Genomic DNA, 14,545 nt, shown 5'->3' with positions numbered 1-14,545 from the left:
CTGGCTATCGCCTAAATCGCCTCTAGCGGCCAGTCGCAGCTTGATTGAGGCCGAATTGAGCTAGTTGGCGCCCTTTATTTTTCACCTGGAGGCAAGTACAGCATCGCCCCACACGAGGAGCAATAGACAATACGTCCCATTCTTAGGTCTTGAAACGCCTGGGGCCGCATCGAGACGTAACATTGCCCGCATTCTTCGCCGTCAACAGCGGCCAGCGCGTCTTCTCCGCGAGCTTTGGTCAAACGCTGATAGTCGGATTTCAGTTCGGGCGGAAGTCGCGGTTCGACTTCGGCGAGTTCGCCCTGTGCTTTGGCGACCTGGGCTTCTAGCTGCTCGCGTTCGATATCAGCGGCTGCTTCGATCTTTTTCAGTTCCGCTTCGGCGGCGGCGATGTTCAGCTTTTCGCTCTCGCTTTGGGCAGTGAGCTGATCGATTTTGTCGAGCGCTTCGAGAATCTCGTCCGAGAGGACGCTGTTGGCCATCTCGGCTGCTGCAATCTGATCTTTGAAGATCTGGTATTCTTCGTTCGACTTCGCTGCGTTCAGTTTCCCATGCGTCGCTTGGATCTTGGCTTCGCTATCTTTGAGCTGCAGCTGTTTGCGATCGGCCGTCATCTTGGTCTTTTGAATCAGCTCTTTGGTCGTCGCTAGATTGCTTTCGATCGCTGCGAGCTTTTGACGCGCCATCGATACTCTCGCAGGGCCGCGCTTGAGTCGCGTCCTGAGTTCCGAGAGCTGCTGGTGGATGCGATGCAGTCGCGCCAGCGTTTCGCCATATTCATGAGCCGTCATCGACGGTAACCTCGCCCGAGAAATGAAATCACACTCCTCAATGTTAACACTCCCCCCGAACTCCGAATACCAGAGCGCACAAAAAAGCCGCCTGGCGAACCAGGCGACGATCGTACATTTTTACATTCTAGCGGGGGGAGAACGCAGCTGCTATTCGGCTGCGGCGCCGGCCAGAAAGCCTTCCAGTTGCTGGCTGCGAACCGGATGTTGCAGCTTGCGAACGGCTTTGGCTTCGATCTGGCGAACGCGTTCTCGCGTCACTTTGAAAATCCGCCCGACTTCTTCAAGGGTGTAGGTATACCCATCCCCCAGACCGTAGCGAAGCTTAATGATTTCTCGTTCGCGATAGGTCAAAGTCTTCAGCAGACCCTGAATTCGATCACGCAGAATCTGGTTGTTGGCGCTGCGAATTGGCGTCTCTTCGTGGCTATCTTCGATGAATTCGCCAAAGCTGCTATCTTCGCTTTCGCCGATCGGGCGATCGAGACTGACCGGCTGGCGGCCAATGTCCATCACGCGGCGGACTTCTTCTAGGTCAATCTCGGCGCGACGCGCGATTTCGTCCATGGTCGGCTCGCGACGCAGCTCTTGCAGCAGACGCTTCTGCACGTTCCGCAGTTTCGACAACACATCGATCATGTGGACCGGAATCCGAATCGTCCGAGCTTGATCGGCGATGGCCCGGGTAATCGCCTGACGAATCCACCAAGTTGCGTAGGTCGAAAACTTGAAACCGCGGCGATACTCGTACTTGTCGACCGCTCGCATCAGGCCGGTGTTCCCTTCCTGGATCAAATCCAGAAAGCTGAGCCCGCGATTGCGATACTTCTTGGCGATCGAAACGACCAACCGCAAGTTGCCGCTCGACAGTTCACGTTTTACTTTTTCGTACTCGTTAAATTGACGACGGAAACGTTCGCACCTTTGACGCAATCCACGCGGGCTTTCCAGCGTCAGGATCATGAGGTCACGCAGCTCTTGTCGCAGGTTCGCTCGTTCGTCTTTAAACGCCGACTGATCGCCGATCGCATCCAAGCGATTGCGGATTTGCTCCATGCGACTGGCGAAATCTTCCAACTGCTTCATCACCGGCAGCACGCGACGCGATCGCAAGCTGAGTTCTTCGACCAGTTGCAAGCATTTTTGGCGACGACGGATGAAGCGATTTTTGGCGATGACGCGATCTTCACGCGAGGTCGACTTGCGTAGCAAAGCTTTGAAGTCGCGTTGGTTTTGTTCCAGCAGGTGATTTAGCGTCCCCAGGTTGTGCGGCATGCGCGCCTGGATTTGCTCTTTGGTCAAATGTTCGGTCAGCGAAACTTTAATCGTGCGATCGAACGGCAATTCGCCGCGATGGACTTTGGTCAAAATTTCGACAGTGGTTCGCATCGCGAAATCGCAAGCCAAGACCGAACGGCGGAATTGCTTGCGGGTTACTTCGATCTTTTTGGCCAGCGCGATTTCTTGCTCACGCGTTAGCAGCGGAATGGTCGCCATTTGCGACAGATACATCCGAATCGGATCGTCATTCGATTTCGTGATTTCTTCAGGGACGAAGGTCTCGGTCCCTTCTTCGTCTTCCAGCGCTTCGCGAAAATCTTGGGCCGAAGGAGCTCGCGACGTCGGAGCGTCGTCAAAGTCATCTTCCGGGGCGCTGGTGACCAGCTCAATCCCTTTTTGCTCTAGCTCCGTCAGAAGCTTGTCTAGCTTCTCGGGGCTGGTCGCTTCGTCGGGGAGATAGTTGTTGACTTCGTCGTAGGTTAGATAACCCTGGGTCTTACCGCGCTCCATGAGCGCAATCAAATCCTGATCACAGTATTCCACGTGAAAAGCCTCCTTGCCTTTCAAGTTCATCAGGTTGTCTGCCGTCAAACAGGCTTGCGGGAGCCGATTTAACAAGGCAATTCTCGACAGTTCTACCCATCCGTGGGAGAAATGATTCCCTGTCGATTACGTTGTCGCTCGATCATTTGTTGCAGCAGGTCAAGCTCTTCCTGCCCATCCATCGTCCTCTGTTCGAGAGCGGTGACACGGTCACGTCCCTCTCGGTCTTCAACGCGGCGCTGAAAGTCCGCGATGATCGTTTTCAGCAGCGTTTCAGGATCGATAATCTTTTTTGCCGTCGCCAACTCGTCGAGTTCCACCAACAAGCCTTTGAGCGATTCGGATTCAATTCCTGAAAGCAACTGATTGAATTCAACCGGCTTGCCATCATGACATGCCGTAATAAACGTTTGATAAAGTTGGCGAGCCGCACCGCTACTCATCTCCTCAATCCCGATCTCGTCAGCCGCCAAGATCGTTAGATCAGGCTGGCAAGCCAACACTTCGAGAAAGTTGCGATCGTAGGGATCCAAATCGGCAGCGCGTAGTTTGGGGCTATCGTCCGCTTGTTCGCTCGGCCGCGAAGCGGCGGCGCTGGTCGCACGGCGAAGCGACGACAATCGTTTGCGTAGTTCCAGCTCGTCGACTTCAAACTTGCGAGCCAAGCGGGCCAAAAATTGATGTTCTCGTAGGCGAACGTCCGAGCCGGTATCGTCTCGCAGTCGCGGCGCCCGAGCCAACGTCGAAAGCAAGCTTTCGAGCGCTTCATTCGCTTTGTGCAAATCACGTCGCACATCGACGCCGGCTGTGGTGATTCGCAACTTGTGTTCTAACGCGTCGACCGAAGTCTCCAGCGCGGCGTAAAACGCATCGACCCCGCGTTGTTGGACAAAATCGCACGGATCCAGTTGATCCGGCAGCGTGACAATCCGCAGGTCCGCTTGTTCGGATACGAACAACTCTAGGATTTCGTTCGTGCGGCGTTGCCCCGCTTCGTCGCCGTCAAGTAGCAGATAAATGCGATCGGCGTAACGACGCAGCAAATGAATGTGACGTTCACCGAGTGCGGTCCCGAGCACGGCGACCACATTTTTGATGCCGGCCTGCTGCAACGCGATCACATCGGTGTAACCTTCGACCACAATCGCCGAGCGGGATTCGACGATCGCGTCGCGAGCCAAATCCAACGCATACAAGTTGTCACTCTTCGAGAAAAGCTTGGTCTCGGGTGAGTTCACGTATTTGGCCGCTTTGGGATCGGTATTTTGCGGCAAGATTCGGCCGCCAAAACCAATCGTACGTCCTTGAACATCGTGAATCGGAAAGATCACGCGTCCCTTGAATCGATCGTACGGCTTGCCCGAAGTGCTGCTGCGGCCGATCAGGCCGGTTTTTTCGAGCACGGCGGCCGAAAACTCGGTCGAGTAAGCTTGATCTAGCAACCATTGCCACTGATCGGGGGCATAACCCAAGTGGAAGCGCTGGACCGAATCTTGCGATACGCCGCGATCGTGAAAATAACGTCGTGCGTTGTCGGCATCCGGCGAATGAGCCAGATTTTTCTGGAACAGTCGCTCGGCCCAAGCCGCCGCCGCATACAGTGTCTTCTTGTCGTTCGGTGAGCCTGGCTGAGTCGGGGTCGCTTTGCTGAGCGAGATATTGGCCCGTTCGGCCAATAGTTCCATCGCTTCGCGGAAGTCGATCCCTTCGCGACGCATCACAAAGCTGAAAATGTCCCCGCCGATTCCACAAACCCAACAACGCCAAGACTGGCGGTCTGGGTTGACCTGCATGCTGGGGCGCGTGTCGTTATGCCAGGGGCAAAGCGCGACATAGATGCGACCTTGGCGCGTCAGCGGCAAGTATTTACCGATCACATCCGTAATGTCGGATGCTTGGCGTACTTGCTCGCGTGAGTCGTCCAGTGTCACTTTTGGGAAATCCTTTCGGGGACTAATTGTCCCGCGGCGTCCGTTATGTAGGCTCGTTTTTGGTTCAGCTCCGTGCTGACCAAAAGTGACGTAAGTCGGTCGCCGTCTTCGCCTTCCATGGCGAGTGGGAGCAATTTATGCTTTTTGGCGATTCCGAGTCAAGTTCATCACGGCAGTTGTCGACATCTTTTTTGGCGACCCCTGGCGATTGCTCTTAAGTCTATTGTCCAGCACAATTTAAAAAGAACAAGACCTTCGCGGAAACCACGGAACGGAACATGCCGCCCAAGTTTTTTCCTCCAGCGGATTCAGCCGACGAGCAAGGGCTCGTCCTGGTCGGCGGAGATTTATCTGCCGAATGCCTGTTGGACGCGTATCGCCATGGGATTTTCCCCTGGCCGATGTGGGACGATTGGCTGCCGATGACCTGGTTTTCGCTCGATCCCCGCGCGATTATCGAGCTAAACGGCTTGCATGTCTCACGACGTTTGACGCGAACGCTGCGCAGCGGACAGTTCACGGCGTCCTGCGACCGGGCCTTCCCCGACGTCATGCGTGGCTGCTCGCGCCGCCGCAAATCAGGCGACGGCACCTGGATTACGCCACATCTGTTTAAAGCCTTCTGTAATCTGCACGAAGAAGGGCACGCCCATAGCGTCGAAGTTTGGCAAGGCGAGGAACTCGCAGGCGGAATCTACGGTATCGCCATCGGCGGGCTCTTCGCCGGCGAATCCATGTTCCATAACGTGACCGACGCCTCGAAGGTGGCGCTCGCAACCTTGGTCGCGCATCTCAACCTCCGCGGCTACCAACTGCTCGACATCCAACAATGGACCCCCCACACCGGCAGCATGGGCGCTAGCGAGATCCCTCGTCGCGCCTATCTGAACCGTCTGGCCAAAGCAGTCCAACAACCGGTCACCTTCGGCGAAGAACTGGCGGTGGAAGTTGCCGAAGTTCCTCAGGTGCTGGCCGAGCTGCGTTAGGGGCGTCAATGACGAATGTCGAAATCCGAATGTCGAATTCAATATAGTAGGGTGGGTGCAGCAAGCGATTAGCGGCATCCAATGTCAAACAACGTCCCCGCTTGCGCAACCCACCAATGCCGCCGGATCGTTCGGCAGGTTCGGTGGGTTACGCAAACCGGTTGCGTTGGTTGGTGATGGTGGGATTGGTTTCGGTTTTGCTCCATCCACCCTACGATTGCTATGTTATCTCCGTCGCTTGTTCCGCACCTTCGGGCGTCGTTTTTGTGACTGGCGGGGCGGGTGGACTGGACTCGGCGGCGAATTTTTTTCGAGTGGACTCTCGCCGAACATTTTTTCTGGCGGCTGGACTGGACTCGCAGGCGTTTCTTTTTCGGCGTAGGCGATTAGTTCGGCGGTGGTGAAGGTGGGGAAGACGGTGTCGAGCGGGTCGAACTTGGGCGCATCTGGATCGTTCAATTCCGCCAGATCGACCAAGCGGTACCGGGCCTCGCCCTGGCCCCGGAAGGCTTCCGTTTTCGAGACCAGGCGAATTTCTCCGGCGTCGACCATGCGCTGCCAGGCCAAACCAAAATTGCTTCCGCTCATCCCGCTTTGCTCGCGGATTTTCAGCTTGGTCGCTTTCTCGGGGTCGATCTGCGAGATCACGCCGCGCAGCTTCCAGCGCAAGCGTTCGGCCTGTGATTTGACCGCCAGTTGGGCATTTTCTTCGACGATTGAAGACTCGTCGCGCAGCTGCACTTCCCATTTGCCGCCGGCGTCCGCTTCGTATTGTCCTTCGTCAATGTCCAGGCCCCATTGGCTGCTTCTTCGCGCGCCGCCGCCGACTGTTAGCCATAATTGATGTCGCCCGGTTCCTGGTTCGAATGTTTGGCGGCGATTCACCAAGAGCCATTGGCGGGCAATGCCGCTGCACGCCGAACCGCCCAGATCGGCGGCGGTCATGGCTCGCGGGGACAACTCTCTGCGCGTGGGGCAACAGATGATCGGCGTGGCCCCGGCTTGCTGACAGTAGCGAACCAACGCGCTCAACTGCTTGGCCTGGGCCCGCGGAGTCGCATCCGCCAAATCGGCGACGTCGATCAGCACCACTTCTAACTGATGCTGCTCGATCCAAGCGGTCATCCGCTGCAAATTGACCGGACTGCCAGGGTTGCCCATGTTCAGGCTCCAGATCAGTCGATCCAGAGTAAGCAGATCGACCTGAGCCGCAGCGCTCCAGCGCGGCGCCAGATCGGCGATTGTTGGCTCAACCTCTTCGCTGCCCACAAAGCCGACGCGAAATGCTCGCTCGGCCGCGAACTGCCCCAAAAATTTGCCCCCGCTGGCCAGCGCTCCGCACAGATCAACCGCCAGCGAAGTTTTCAGACATTTCGAAGGCCCCAAAATCACCGCCGCCTGATGCCGGGCGAGCACTCCCGGCAATAGCCAAGCCTGCGGCGTTTGCCGCGCCAACAATTGGACCGTACTTAGACCTTCTAAAGGTTCATCAGGCCGCTGCTGTCCCAGGTCCAAACGCTGAAAAATAGTCGCTGGTTTTTCAGTATCCGAGCGCAACAAACTCGAAAGCCCTGCGGCCGATTCCGCATGGTGGATTGGATTAGTAATAGCCTCAAAAGAAGCAGACTCCATCATGGCCGTTGACATGAAAATTTCTCCCCCATGGTTCACCCTGGCGCAGCAGAAAAACCTCGCCGAACCAGCGATCACCCGATGCAAACGCCCAGCCCGATCCCCCGGCCAAACGCCCCAAAAACAGCCCCCAACGCATCCCGCAGGCGCCCGATAGTTTGTAGATAGGCAGAATCAAACCGCAGCTTGATTACCTGTACATATTTATACTAAAAAGCGGCGGCAAGTCAACCTTGTTTTGGGAAGATTGGTGCGGCCGCGGCGGGAAGGCTTTGACGGCAAAGAGGCAGCACTGGCGCCATGCGGAAAAGAGCCGCGAATTAGCGCTGGGGTGGCCCGCGGCAGTTACTTTCGGACTTGTGGTGCTTCTTGGTAGCCTGAAGAGAAGACCACTGGCTGCTGTTTTGTGTGGACATGCAGGTGCATGGTCGCCAGGCTCACGTGAAGCCCGCTCGGTTGGGCCGGTTTTCGTGGAAGGGTTCTTTGCGATTTCATTGCAATGAGAATCGTAGCGGAAGGGCGCGAGCCCTCCGGTGCGAAGAACGAAGAACGAAGAACGAAGAACGAAGAACGAAGAACGAAGAACGAAGAACGAAGAACGAAGAACGAAGAACGAAGAACGAAGAACGAAGAATGAAGAATGAAGAATGAAGAATGAAGAACCGGAGGGCTCGCGCCCTTCCGCTAGGATTGGATGAATAAATGGCACCCGTGCTTAACTTGCTGATTGCAGGCGCCAATGCTGCAGTTGGAAGAGCAGGAACAGGGGGCGAAGTAAAGTGCGGTAGGGATTTGCAAACAACTCGCGGATTTATTCATGATTATCGACGCGAACATAGACTACTTCATCGCGATTGCTGAGGGAGAACAGACCGTACCGTTTAAAGAATGGTGGGACGCCAACGCCGCTCAACTGGCGAGTGAATTGCCTCGGGGGCGGTTCCTGGGTCTGAAAATCCAGTCGTTTGATGAGATCTGTCGAATTCTCGATGAACGCGGAATTGAATACACCAAATCGTTCGCGAACTCGAACGCCAGCGCTTGCCAGTTTCCGATGAACCATGACCCAATAGAACGTGATCCAGTGATTTCTCCACTGCTGGCTCAAGCGGAGGCGATGGCCAGGAACGAATTGGCAAACGAGAAACGCCGCATGGGCTTCTGTCATTTATACTGGGGGACGAAAAAACGGATCTTAAGGGAGAAATTTGGAATCGATTGGAAAACGCCCGCTGAAATGAATCCAGGCGTCCTGTTTGATTGAAATACCAGAATTGCAACAACAATCCTCTTCAACCGGGCAGCGAAGCCGGGCGTTTTGAAGTGGTTGCTCGCTCACCTTCTGCGTCATGGAGGAACCATGTCATTAGAGTCAATTCGAAAAGGATTTCTCAGCATCGCACGCGAATTGCAAGCTCCTGAGGACTCCGTAGTTTTCCGGACGGTGCAGCGCGATGATGGATCAGCGCACTGCGAACGCGAAGGCGAAACCTATCACTACATCGTCACGGAACGTGGTCTGAAGCTGGAGAAGAAATCAACCGATGATCCAGATGGATTATTATTCTGGCTTGTGTCTGACATGACCCGTAAAATGGCCACGGATTACGAACTTTTAAATCGGGCTAACAGGGAAAATCCAGAGTCTGACGGGCGGCAAATCTGGTTTCCCTATCACGTTGAGTTACTTCGCCGCGTTAGTGGTTCTTGGGCGGACCAGCAAGCTGCACAGTACGCAAAGATCCTCGATAAACATCCCTTCAAAGATGCATAACAAGGTAACTCACCGGCTGAGGCTACAAAAGCTTGGCTAATAGCCGCCGGCGCAATAGATCTAGCGCTTGCTTTGCGGCGCGGGGGCGATGGATCTCGGGGTGGCCTAAGGTTTGGGAGGATTTGCTGATGACCCCTTCGCTGTCGGCTACTGCAAAGCTGTAGGCGCCGGCTTCGTTGATCGGGCCGATGGCTAGGCCGTAGTCGGATTGCAGTTCGGCGCGGATTTTTTCGGCGGCGGTTTCGATCAGCGCCTCAACGCTGTCGGTTGCTTCGTTGACGTATTGCGTGACGGCGGCGAAGGTGGGCGCGACTCGGCCGCCGGCGTAGTATTCGTGGGCTTCAGACGACTCTGAGAGGGAATAGGCGAGCATACCGGCGGTTGCGGATTCAAAGCAGGCCACCGATTGATGGGCTGCGGCCAGTAGGCGGCCGACCGCTTCTGGGAGCTCGTCGCCTGTTTCGCCAAAGACGAGCGGGCCCAAGATGGTGCGGATCTCGTCCAGCGTTGGCTGCGCCTTGGCCTGGCATTCGGCGTCGTCTTGGCCGCAGGTGGTGACGCGCAGCGTGATGGTCGCCAGATGAACGGTGATGCCGACTTGCGGATCGCGGCCGCGGCGGATCATGTCGGGTAGCATGGATTCGAGTCGGCTCTCGCCCACGCCGAAGCATTTTAGCTCGTAGTGGCGAATGACGCCGGGGGCGCGACCCGGCGTGGTTGCGATCGCTGGCTTGACCGTCTGCGACCACATCTCTTTCAGCTCGATCGGAACGCCGGGGAGCGCGAAGATCCGCACGCTGCGTCCGTTGCGCTCAATCGTCAAATCGATCCCGGGCGCGGTGCCGTTGGGATTGGGGATCACGCGGCTGCCGGTCGGAAACATCGCCTGAGCGACGTTGCGCTGGGCCATCTCTAATCCGCGGGAAGCAAATCGCAGCTTGATTTGTTCTAGGCTTTCCGGATCTAACTGCAGCTCTCGATCAAACGCCAGCGCGATCGCTTCGCGGGTTAAATCGTCGGCCGTGGGGCCCAGACCTCCACTGACCAGAATGATCTCAGCCCGGTCGGCGGCGATTTGCAGGCAACCGACTAGCGAAGCTAACTCATCGGCGGCGGTAGTATGAAATCCGATCGGGACGCCTAGATTGCCGAGCTCAACGCTTAACCATTGCGAATTGGTATCCAAGCGTTGACCGCTGGTAAGTTCATCGCCGATTGCGAGGATTTCTGCACGCATGAGAAAGTATCCGAAATGTTTGGGGAGTGGAGAGCAAGTCAAAGTTTCCGCGAGTTCGCCAAGCCGGACAAGTCGGTAGAGCGACGTAATCGGCAAAGTTTCAGAAAGCGGCGCCGCAGGCAATCGGAAAAGAGAATCGCGAGCCAAGCCGATGATTTCGTTTTTGGGGGGCGCCTAACCTGTCGAAGGTACCCAATAGCAAACCTGGCTAACTGCGAACCTTCGTTTCTTCCGCCCAAACGACCGGCATGATATCACTACTACAAGAGATTCAGTCTGGCGGCGACGCTCGCCGCGCGTTTGACGCGGCGGTTGCTCGGGTGAAGGGAGAGTTGCCAAGCTTGCTGAAAAGTCTGAAGCAGGGAGAGTCGCTGGATCTGATTGATACGCTGCGTTTAATGCAACCGGACCCATTGACCGAGAAGCTGACGGCGCCGCTACGTGCGTGCCGGCAAGGGTGCTCGGCCTGTTGCTTTACCGTCGCGATCGACGTGACCCCGCTCGAAGCAATCGCGGCGGCCGAATATATCTTGCAGTGTCTGACAACTGAACAAGTAGAGACGATCCGAATTCGTCTGGAAAAGCTGACGCTACGTCGCGCCATGATGACCCGCGAAGAGACGCAGACCAAGCGGTTAGGCTGCGGGCTACTGGGAAGCGATGGCGCTTGTATGGTTTATCCGGCGCGACCGCTGGTTTGTGCTGGGGTCCATTCATTTAATCAAAGCGCGTGTGAGACGGCGGCTGAGTCGATCGAGACTGCCGCCGTGGATCAGGTGATCCCGATCGATCGCGCGGCCAAGGCTTCGACGATGGGAGTCTCTGGCACGCTGCAGCGGACCTTGGTTGAGCAAGGTCTTGACGGCAATTTGTACGAGCTGAACTCGGCCGTGTTGTGCGCACTCAACGCTGACAACGCATGGAGCCGCTACTTGGCGAAAGAGGACCTGTTTGCGTCAGCGCATTGCACCGAGGCGCATTCATGGCCTCGACTAGCCCGAACCGACGCGCCGCATCGCGTGGTCAAAAAGCCGAACTTTTTGCAGCGAGCACGGCAGCGATCGAATCGACGATAGATATCCAAGAAGCGAAGCGCCGTTTCTCGCCAGCTCGAGACGCGAGCCATGAAGAAACATGCTCTACCGTCGAAATTGCGGTCAGAGCATGGCGCCGCGCGGGATGATGAAAAATTAGACGTCGCACAGTTTAACGGCTGCCGCTAGTGATGCGATCATGTCTTTGTTTTTGGGGATGAACTCTTGGCCGACGTAGCCGGTGTAGCCGGTGGCGACGATCGCTTTCATGATCGCGGGATAGTTTAGCTCTTGTTCATCGTCTAACTCGTTACGGCCGGGGACGCCTGCGGTGTGGTAGTGGCCGATATAATCTTTGAACTGGGCGATTCGCGTGATCACATCCCCTTCCATGATCTGCGTGTGGTAGATGTCGAACAAGATTTTCAGCCGTGGAGAGCTGACGGCGTCGCAGACGTCGACCGCCCATTCGATCTTGTCGCACTGGTAGCCGGGGTGGCCTTTCATCTCGATATCAACGCGGGTATTGAGCGGTTCGATGCAGACGTTGACTCCCCGCTTCTCAGCCAGGCCCATGATCGTTTTGAGGCCGGCGACCATGTTTTTTTTCCCTGCTTCGTCAGTCAACTCACCCCGCATCCCGCTAAAGGTGATGACCGCAGGAAACTGGGCATCGGCGGTTGCGTTGATTGCCGAGGTCATTTTGTCGCGGCAGAAGTCATGATTGGCCGGGTCGTTCCACCCTTTGACAAATCCGTGCGAACTGGTCAGAGCGCAGATCAGGCCATGTTTTTTTAAAGTCGGAAAATCGGTTGGCTGCACCAGTTCGATCGATTTTAGTCCCATGCGAACCACATGCGGGGCCAACTGATCCAGCGTCATCGGCTTGAAGCACCACGGCACGACCGATTGGTTGATTCGGCCATTTTTTACGGTGACGCTCTCGGCAGTTTCGGCGGCCTGGGCGCTGCCGGTGACCGAGGATGCGGCGGCTCCGGCGACGGCGCCTGAGACGGCTGCGGCCAGCATCGATCGGCGAGAATAGCGAGATTGGCGGTCGTCACGTGCGGGAGAGTTCATGCGTGCTATCCGAGCGGGGGTGTCGGGGAGGATGCTTCTAGCCTAAACCGACCAGCTGCGCCATGCAATTGTAGGGCCGCGGGGGACGGCAGCGAGGAGCCTTTGGCCGCTCAGCGTAGTGTCTTTGGCCGCGCAGCGTAGTATCTTTGGTCGCGCAGCGACATTGTCAACGACGCCGCCGCCCGGTTTAATGAACCATCGGGAGTGACGATTGCAGAGAGCTAGCACGCTAAGGAACGACATCTCATGGATTTATGCCAAGGGTTTGAGCATTTTGTACGGACGCAAGAGCCGCTGGCCTCGTATGCTTGGCTGCGGATTGGCGGTACGGCCGAATACTTTGCCGAGCCGAACAACGTAAGCGAGCTGTCTGCGCTGCTGAAACGGTGTCGCGAGCAGGAAACGCCGGTTCGCTTGCTGGGGGGCGGCTCGAATCTGCTGATTCGAGAAGAGGAAATCTCGGGCGTGGTGATCCGGCTGAGCCATCCGTCGTTCTCGAACATCGAAGTTGCCGGCTCGACCGTCCATTGCGGCGGGGGAGCCCGATTGGCTAGTGTGGTCTCGACAACGGTCGGTCTCGGCCTAGCGGGGCTCGAATCGCTGGTCGGCATTCCTGGCACGGTGGGCGGCGCTTTGCGAGGCAACGCCGGCAATAACGGCGAGGATATTGGCCGCTGGGCGACGCTGATCGAAGTGATGACCGCTGACGGCCAACTGCGGAAATGCGGCGCCGGAGAGCTTCGTTTTTCGTACCGTGATAGCAATTTGGACGAATTTGTGATTCTCGGCGCCGAGCTGAAGCTCGAAGCCGGGGACTCGGCCGAATTGACCCGGCGGATGCAAAAACAGTGGATCGTCAAGCGAGCCGCCGAGCCGCTGCCAGAGCAGAATATCTCGATCCTGTTTCGCGATCCGGCCGATGTCAGCGCCGCTAGCTTGATCGAGCAAGCAGGTTTGCGCGACGCATCGGTGGGGGCCGTGAAGCTATCCGATCGCAACGCCAACTTTGTGGTCGCCGCCGCTGGCGCCAAAGCAACCGATGTATTGCAGTTGATGGAATTGGTCCGCGGTCGCGTGCTGGAAGTCTTTGGCATCGAGCTGAAAAACGGCGTTACCATTTGGTAGCCAGCGATAGCAAGTTGGCGATCCAAACCGAAGGATCGCCAACGGCGCCGCGTTTTGCTTTAAGGGGAATGCTATCCCCGTTAGATTATCGTCTGGATGATCTAATGTTCGTGAGATCGGAAGGCCGATCACAAGAAGAAGGATTCTTGGTTCGGCGCTCTCGGCGCTGGGCCTGACTGTGGGTCAGTCATCAATTAACGAGCAGGGAGCAACCAGGGGTGAGTCGTCCATCGCGTAATGCCGCGCCCGCACGATTCGGATTGTCCGATCCGCTGGGGCGCCAGCTATGGATTTGCGCCTTGATGGTGGTCCTGTTCATCGCAGGAACCTACGCGCTTTCAACATCGATTCAATCGAATGTAGACGAAAATCTCTATCTCGTGACCAAAGAGCGGATCTCATTTTCGGCGCCTCCAGATTGGATCGGCGAAGGAGTCCTGCAAGAGATTGCCAACGTCCTGTTTGTTGACCAAGAGAAACTAGATGTTCGCGACCGGGATTTGACCCTTCGGATCGCGGCGGCGATCGAAAAATCAGAAAACCCGTGGATCAAGTCAGTCGAGCGGGTGGTCAAGCAGTACCCGACCAAGGTTCTGGTCGACATCCAGTATCGCCGCCCGGTGGCGATGGTCGAAGTGAAAATAAAGATCGATGACGCCGATTGGGGTTTGATCCCTGTCGATGGTGAAGGGGTGATCTTGCCGGGCCGCGGCAATGGATACCTTGAAGCGCACAAGAAGAACTTCCCTCGGATCAATCTGGGGGGAGTTGCTCCGGACGGTTCCAAAAAGCCGGGCAACGAGTGGGGCGACCCACAGATTGTCGAAGCGGCGCGCATTGCGGAATCGTTGGGGGCCGTTTGGTCGCGGTTGAATTTACACCGCATTGTCAACGCTTCTGCGGAAGCAAACGTCAATCTCTACGAGTTGCACACGACCAGCGGAGCGCATCTGGTTTGGGGAAGCGCTCCCGGGGCCGAGCAGCCGCACGAGAACAGCGCCGCCCAAAAGATCGGCATGCTGTTGGCGCTGCAAGAATCGCAGATCGCCGCGGGAGCGATTGATTTGCGCACGCCGGCCGAGTTGACGTCGACTGCGCCGCCACAGGCGCGGTAGTCATCTAGCCACGCTA

At 56.7% G+C, this 14,545-nt stretch carries 12 protein-coding genes; 6 read left to right on the top strand and 6 right to left on the bottom strand.

Features of this window, described 5'->3' with window-relative positions:
* Positions 1-74: 74 nt before the first annotated feature.
* From SH421x_RS14895 to dnaG, 3 genes are all read right to left on the bottom strand, one after another.
* Complete coding sequence (locus SH421x_RS14895; RefSeq protein WP_488850075.1) at positions 75-791, bottom strand: zinc ribbon domain-containing protein; 717 nt, start codon at positions 789-791, stop codon at positions 75-77.
* Between the two features lie 150 nt (positions 792-941).
* On the bottom strand, positions 942-2,615 hold the full coding sequence (locus SH421x_RS14890) for a sigma-70 family RNA polymerase sigma factor (protein WP_488850074.1): 1,674 nt from the start codon (positions 2,613-2,615) through the stop codon (positions 942-944).
* A gap of 92 nt (positions 2,616-2,707) precedes the next feature.
* Positions 2,708-4,546 carry a DNA primase gene (dnaG, locus tag SH421x_RS14885; RefSeq protein WP_488850073.1) on the bottom strand — a complete coding sequence of 613 codons (1,839 nt, stop codon included), beginning with the start codon at positions 4,544-4,546 and terminating at the stop codon, positions 2,708-2,710.
* Positions 4,547-4,824: 278 nt separating this feature from the next.
* On the opposite strand from dnaG, the gene aat reads away from it, so the two are divergent.
* Positions 4,825-5,532, top strand: a complete 708-nt coding sequence (gene aat, locus SH421x_RS14880) for a leucyl/phenylalanyl-tRNA--protein transferase (RefSeq protein ID WP_488850072.1) — start codon at positions 4,825-4,827, stop codon at positions 5,530-5,532.
* A 225-nt stretch (positions 5,533-5,757) separates the two neighbouring features.
* Here the strand turns inward: aat and SH421x_RS14875 are convergent, their stop codons facing one another.
* A complete protein-coding gene (locus tag SH421x_RS14875) occupies positions 5,758-7,179 on the bottom strand; it encodes an AAA family ATPase (protein WP_488850071.1) in 1,422 nt (473 codons plus the stop codon).
* An 802-nt stretch (positions 7,180-7,981) separates the two neighbouring features.
* On the opposite strand from SH421x_RS14875, the gene SH421x_RS14870 reads away from it, so the two are divergent.
* Together SH421x_RS14870 and SH421x_RS14865 are read left to right on the top strand one after the other, a co-directional pair.
* Positions 7,982-8,428, top strand: a complete 447-nt coding sequence (locus SH421x_RS14870) for a hypothetical protein (RefSeq protein WP_488850070.1) — start codon at positions 7,982-7,984, stop codon at positions 8,426-8,428.
* A gap of 96 nt (positions 8,429-8,524) precedes the next feature.
* On the top strand, positions 8,525-8,938 hold the full coding sequence (locus SH421x_RS14865; RefSeq protein ID WP_488850069.1) for an Imm63 family immunity protein: 414 nt from the start codon (positions 8,525-8,527) through the stop codon (positions 8,936-8,938).
* 22 nt (positions 8,939-8,960) lie between these two features.
* Here the strand turns inward: SH421x_RS14865 and SH421x_RS14860 are convergent, their stop codons facing one another.
* Positions 8,961-10,175, bottom strand: a complete 1,215-nt coding sequence (locus SH421x_RS14860; protein ID WP_488850068.1) for a CinA family nicotinamide mononucleotide deamidase-related protein — start codon at positions 10,173-10,175, stop codon at positions 8,961-8,963.
* A gap of 248 nt (positions 10,176-10,423) precedes the next feature.
* Between SH421x_RS14860 and SH421x_RS14855 the strand changes: the two genes are divergently transcribed.
* Complete coding sequence (locus tag SH421x_RS14855; RefSeq protein ID WP_488850066.1) at positions 10,424-11,251, top strand: YkgJ family cysteine cluster protein; 828 nt, start codon at positions 10,424-10,426, stop codon at positions 11,249-11,251.
* 114 nt (positions 11,252-11,365) lie between these two features.
* Here the strand turns inward: SH421x_RS14855 and SH421x_RS14850 are convergent, their stop codons facing one another.
* Positions 11,366-12,289, bottom strand: coding sequence for a hydroxypyruvate isomerase family protein (locus tag SH421x_RS14850; protein WP_488850065.1), 924 nt, complete (start codon positions 12,287-12,289; stop codon positions 11,366-11,368).
* Positions 12,290-12,535: 246 nt separating this feature from the next.
* Here SH421x_RS14850 and murB point away from each other — a divergent pair, with 246 nt between their 5' ends.
* Together murB and SH421x_RS14840 are read left to right on the top strand one after the other, a co-directional pair.
* Positions 12,536-13,414 (top strand): UDP-N-acetylmuramate dehydrogenase, encoded by an 879-nt coding sequence (gene murB / locus SH421x_RS14845; RefSeq protein ID WP_488850064.1) that lies wholly within the window; start codon positions 12,536-12,538, stop codon positions 13,412-13,414.
* 218 nt (positions 13,415-13,632) lie between these two features.
* The gene (locus tag SH421x_RS14840) at positions 13,633-14,529 is read left to right on the top strand and encodes a cell division protein FtsQ/DivIB (protein WP_488850063.1); all 897 of its coding nucleotides are present in this window, start codon (positions 13,633-13,635) and stop codon (positions 14,527-14,529) included.
* Positions 14,530-14,545: the final 16 nt, after the last annotated feature.

The sequence above is a fragment of the Blastopirellula sp. SH421 genome (assembly GCF_057808535.1).
This window is presented reverse-complemented; position numbering and strand designations above follow the sequence as displayed.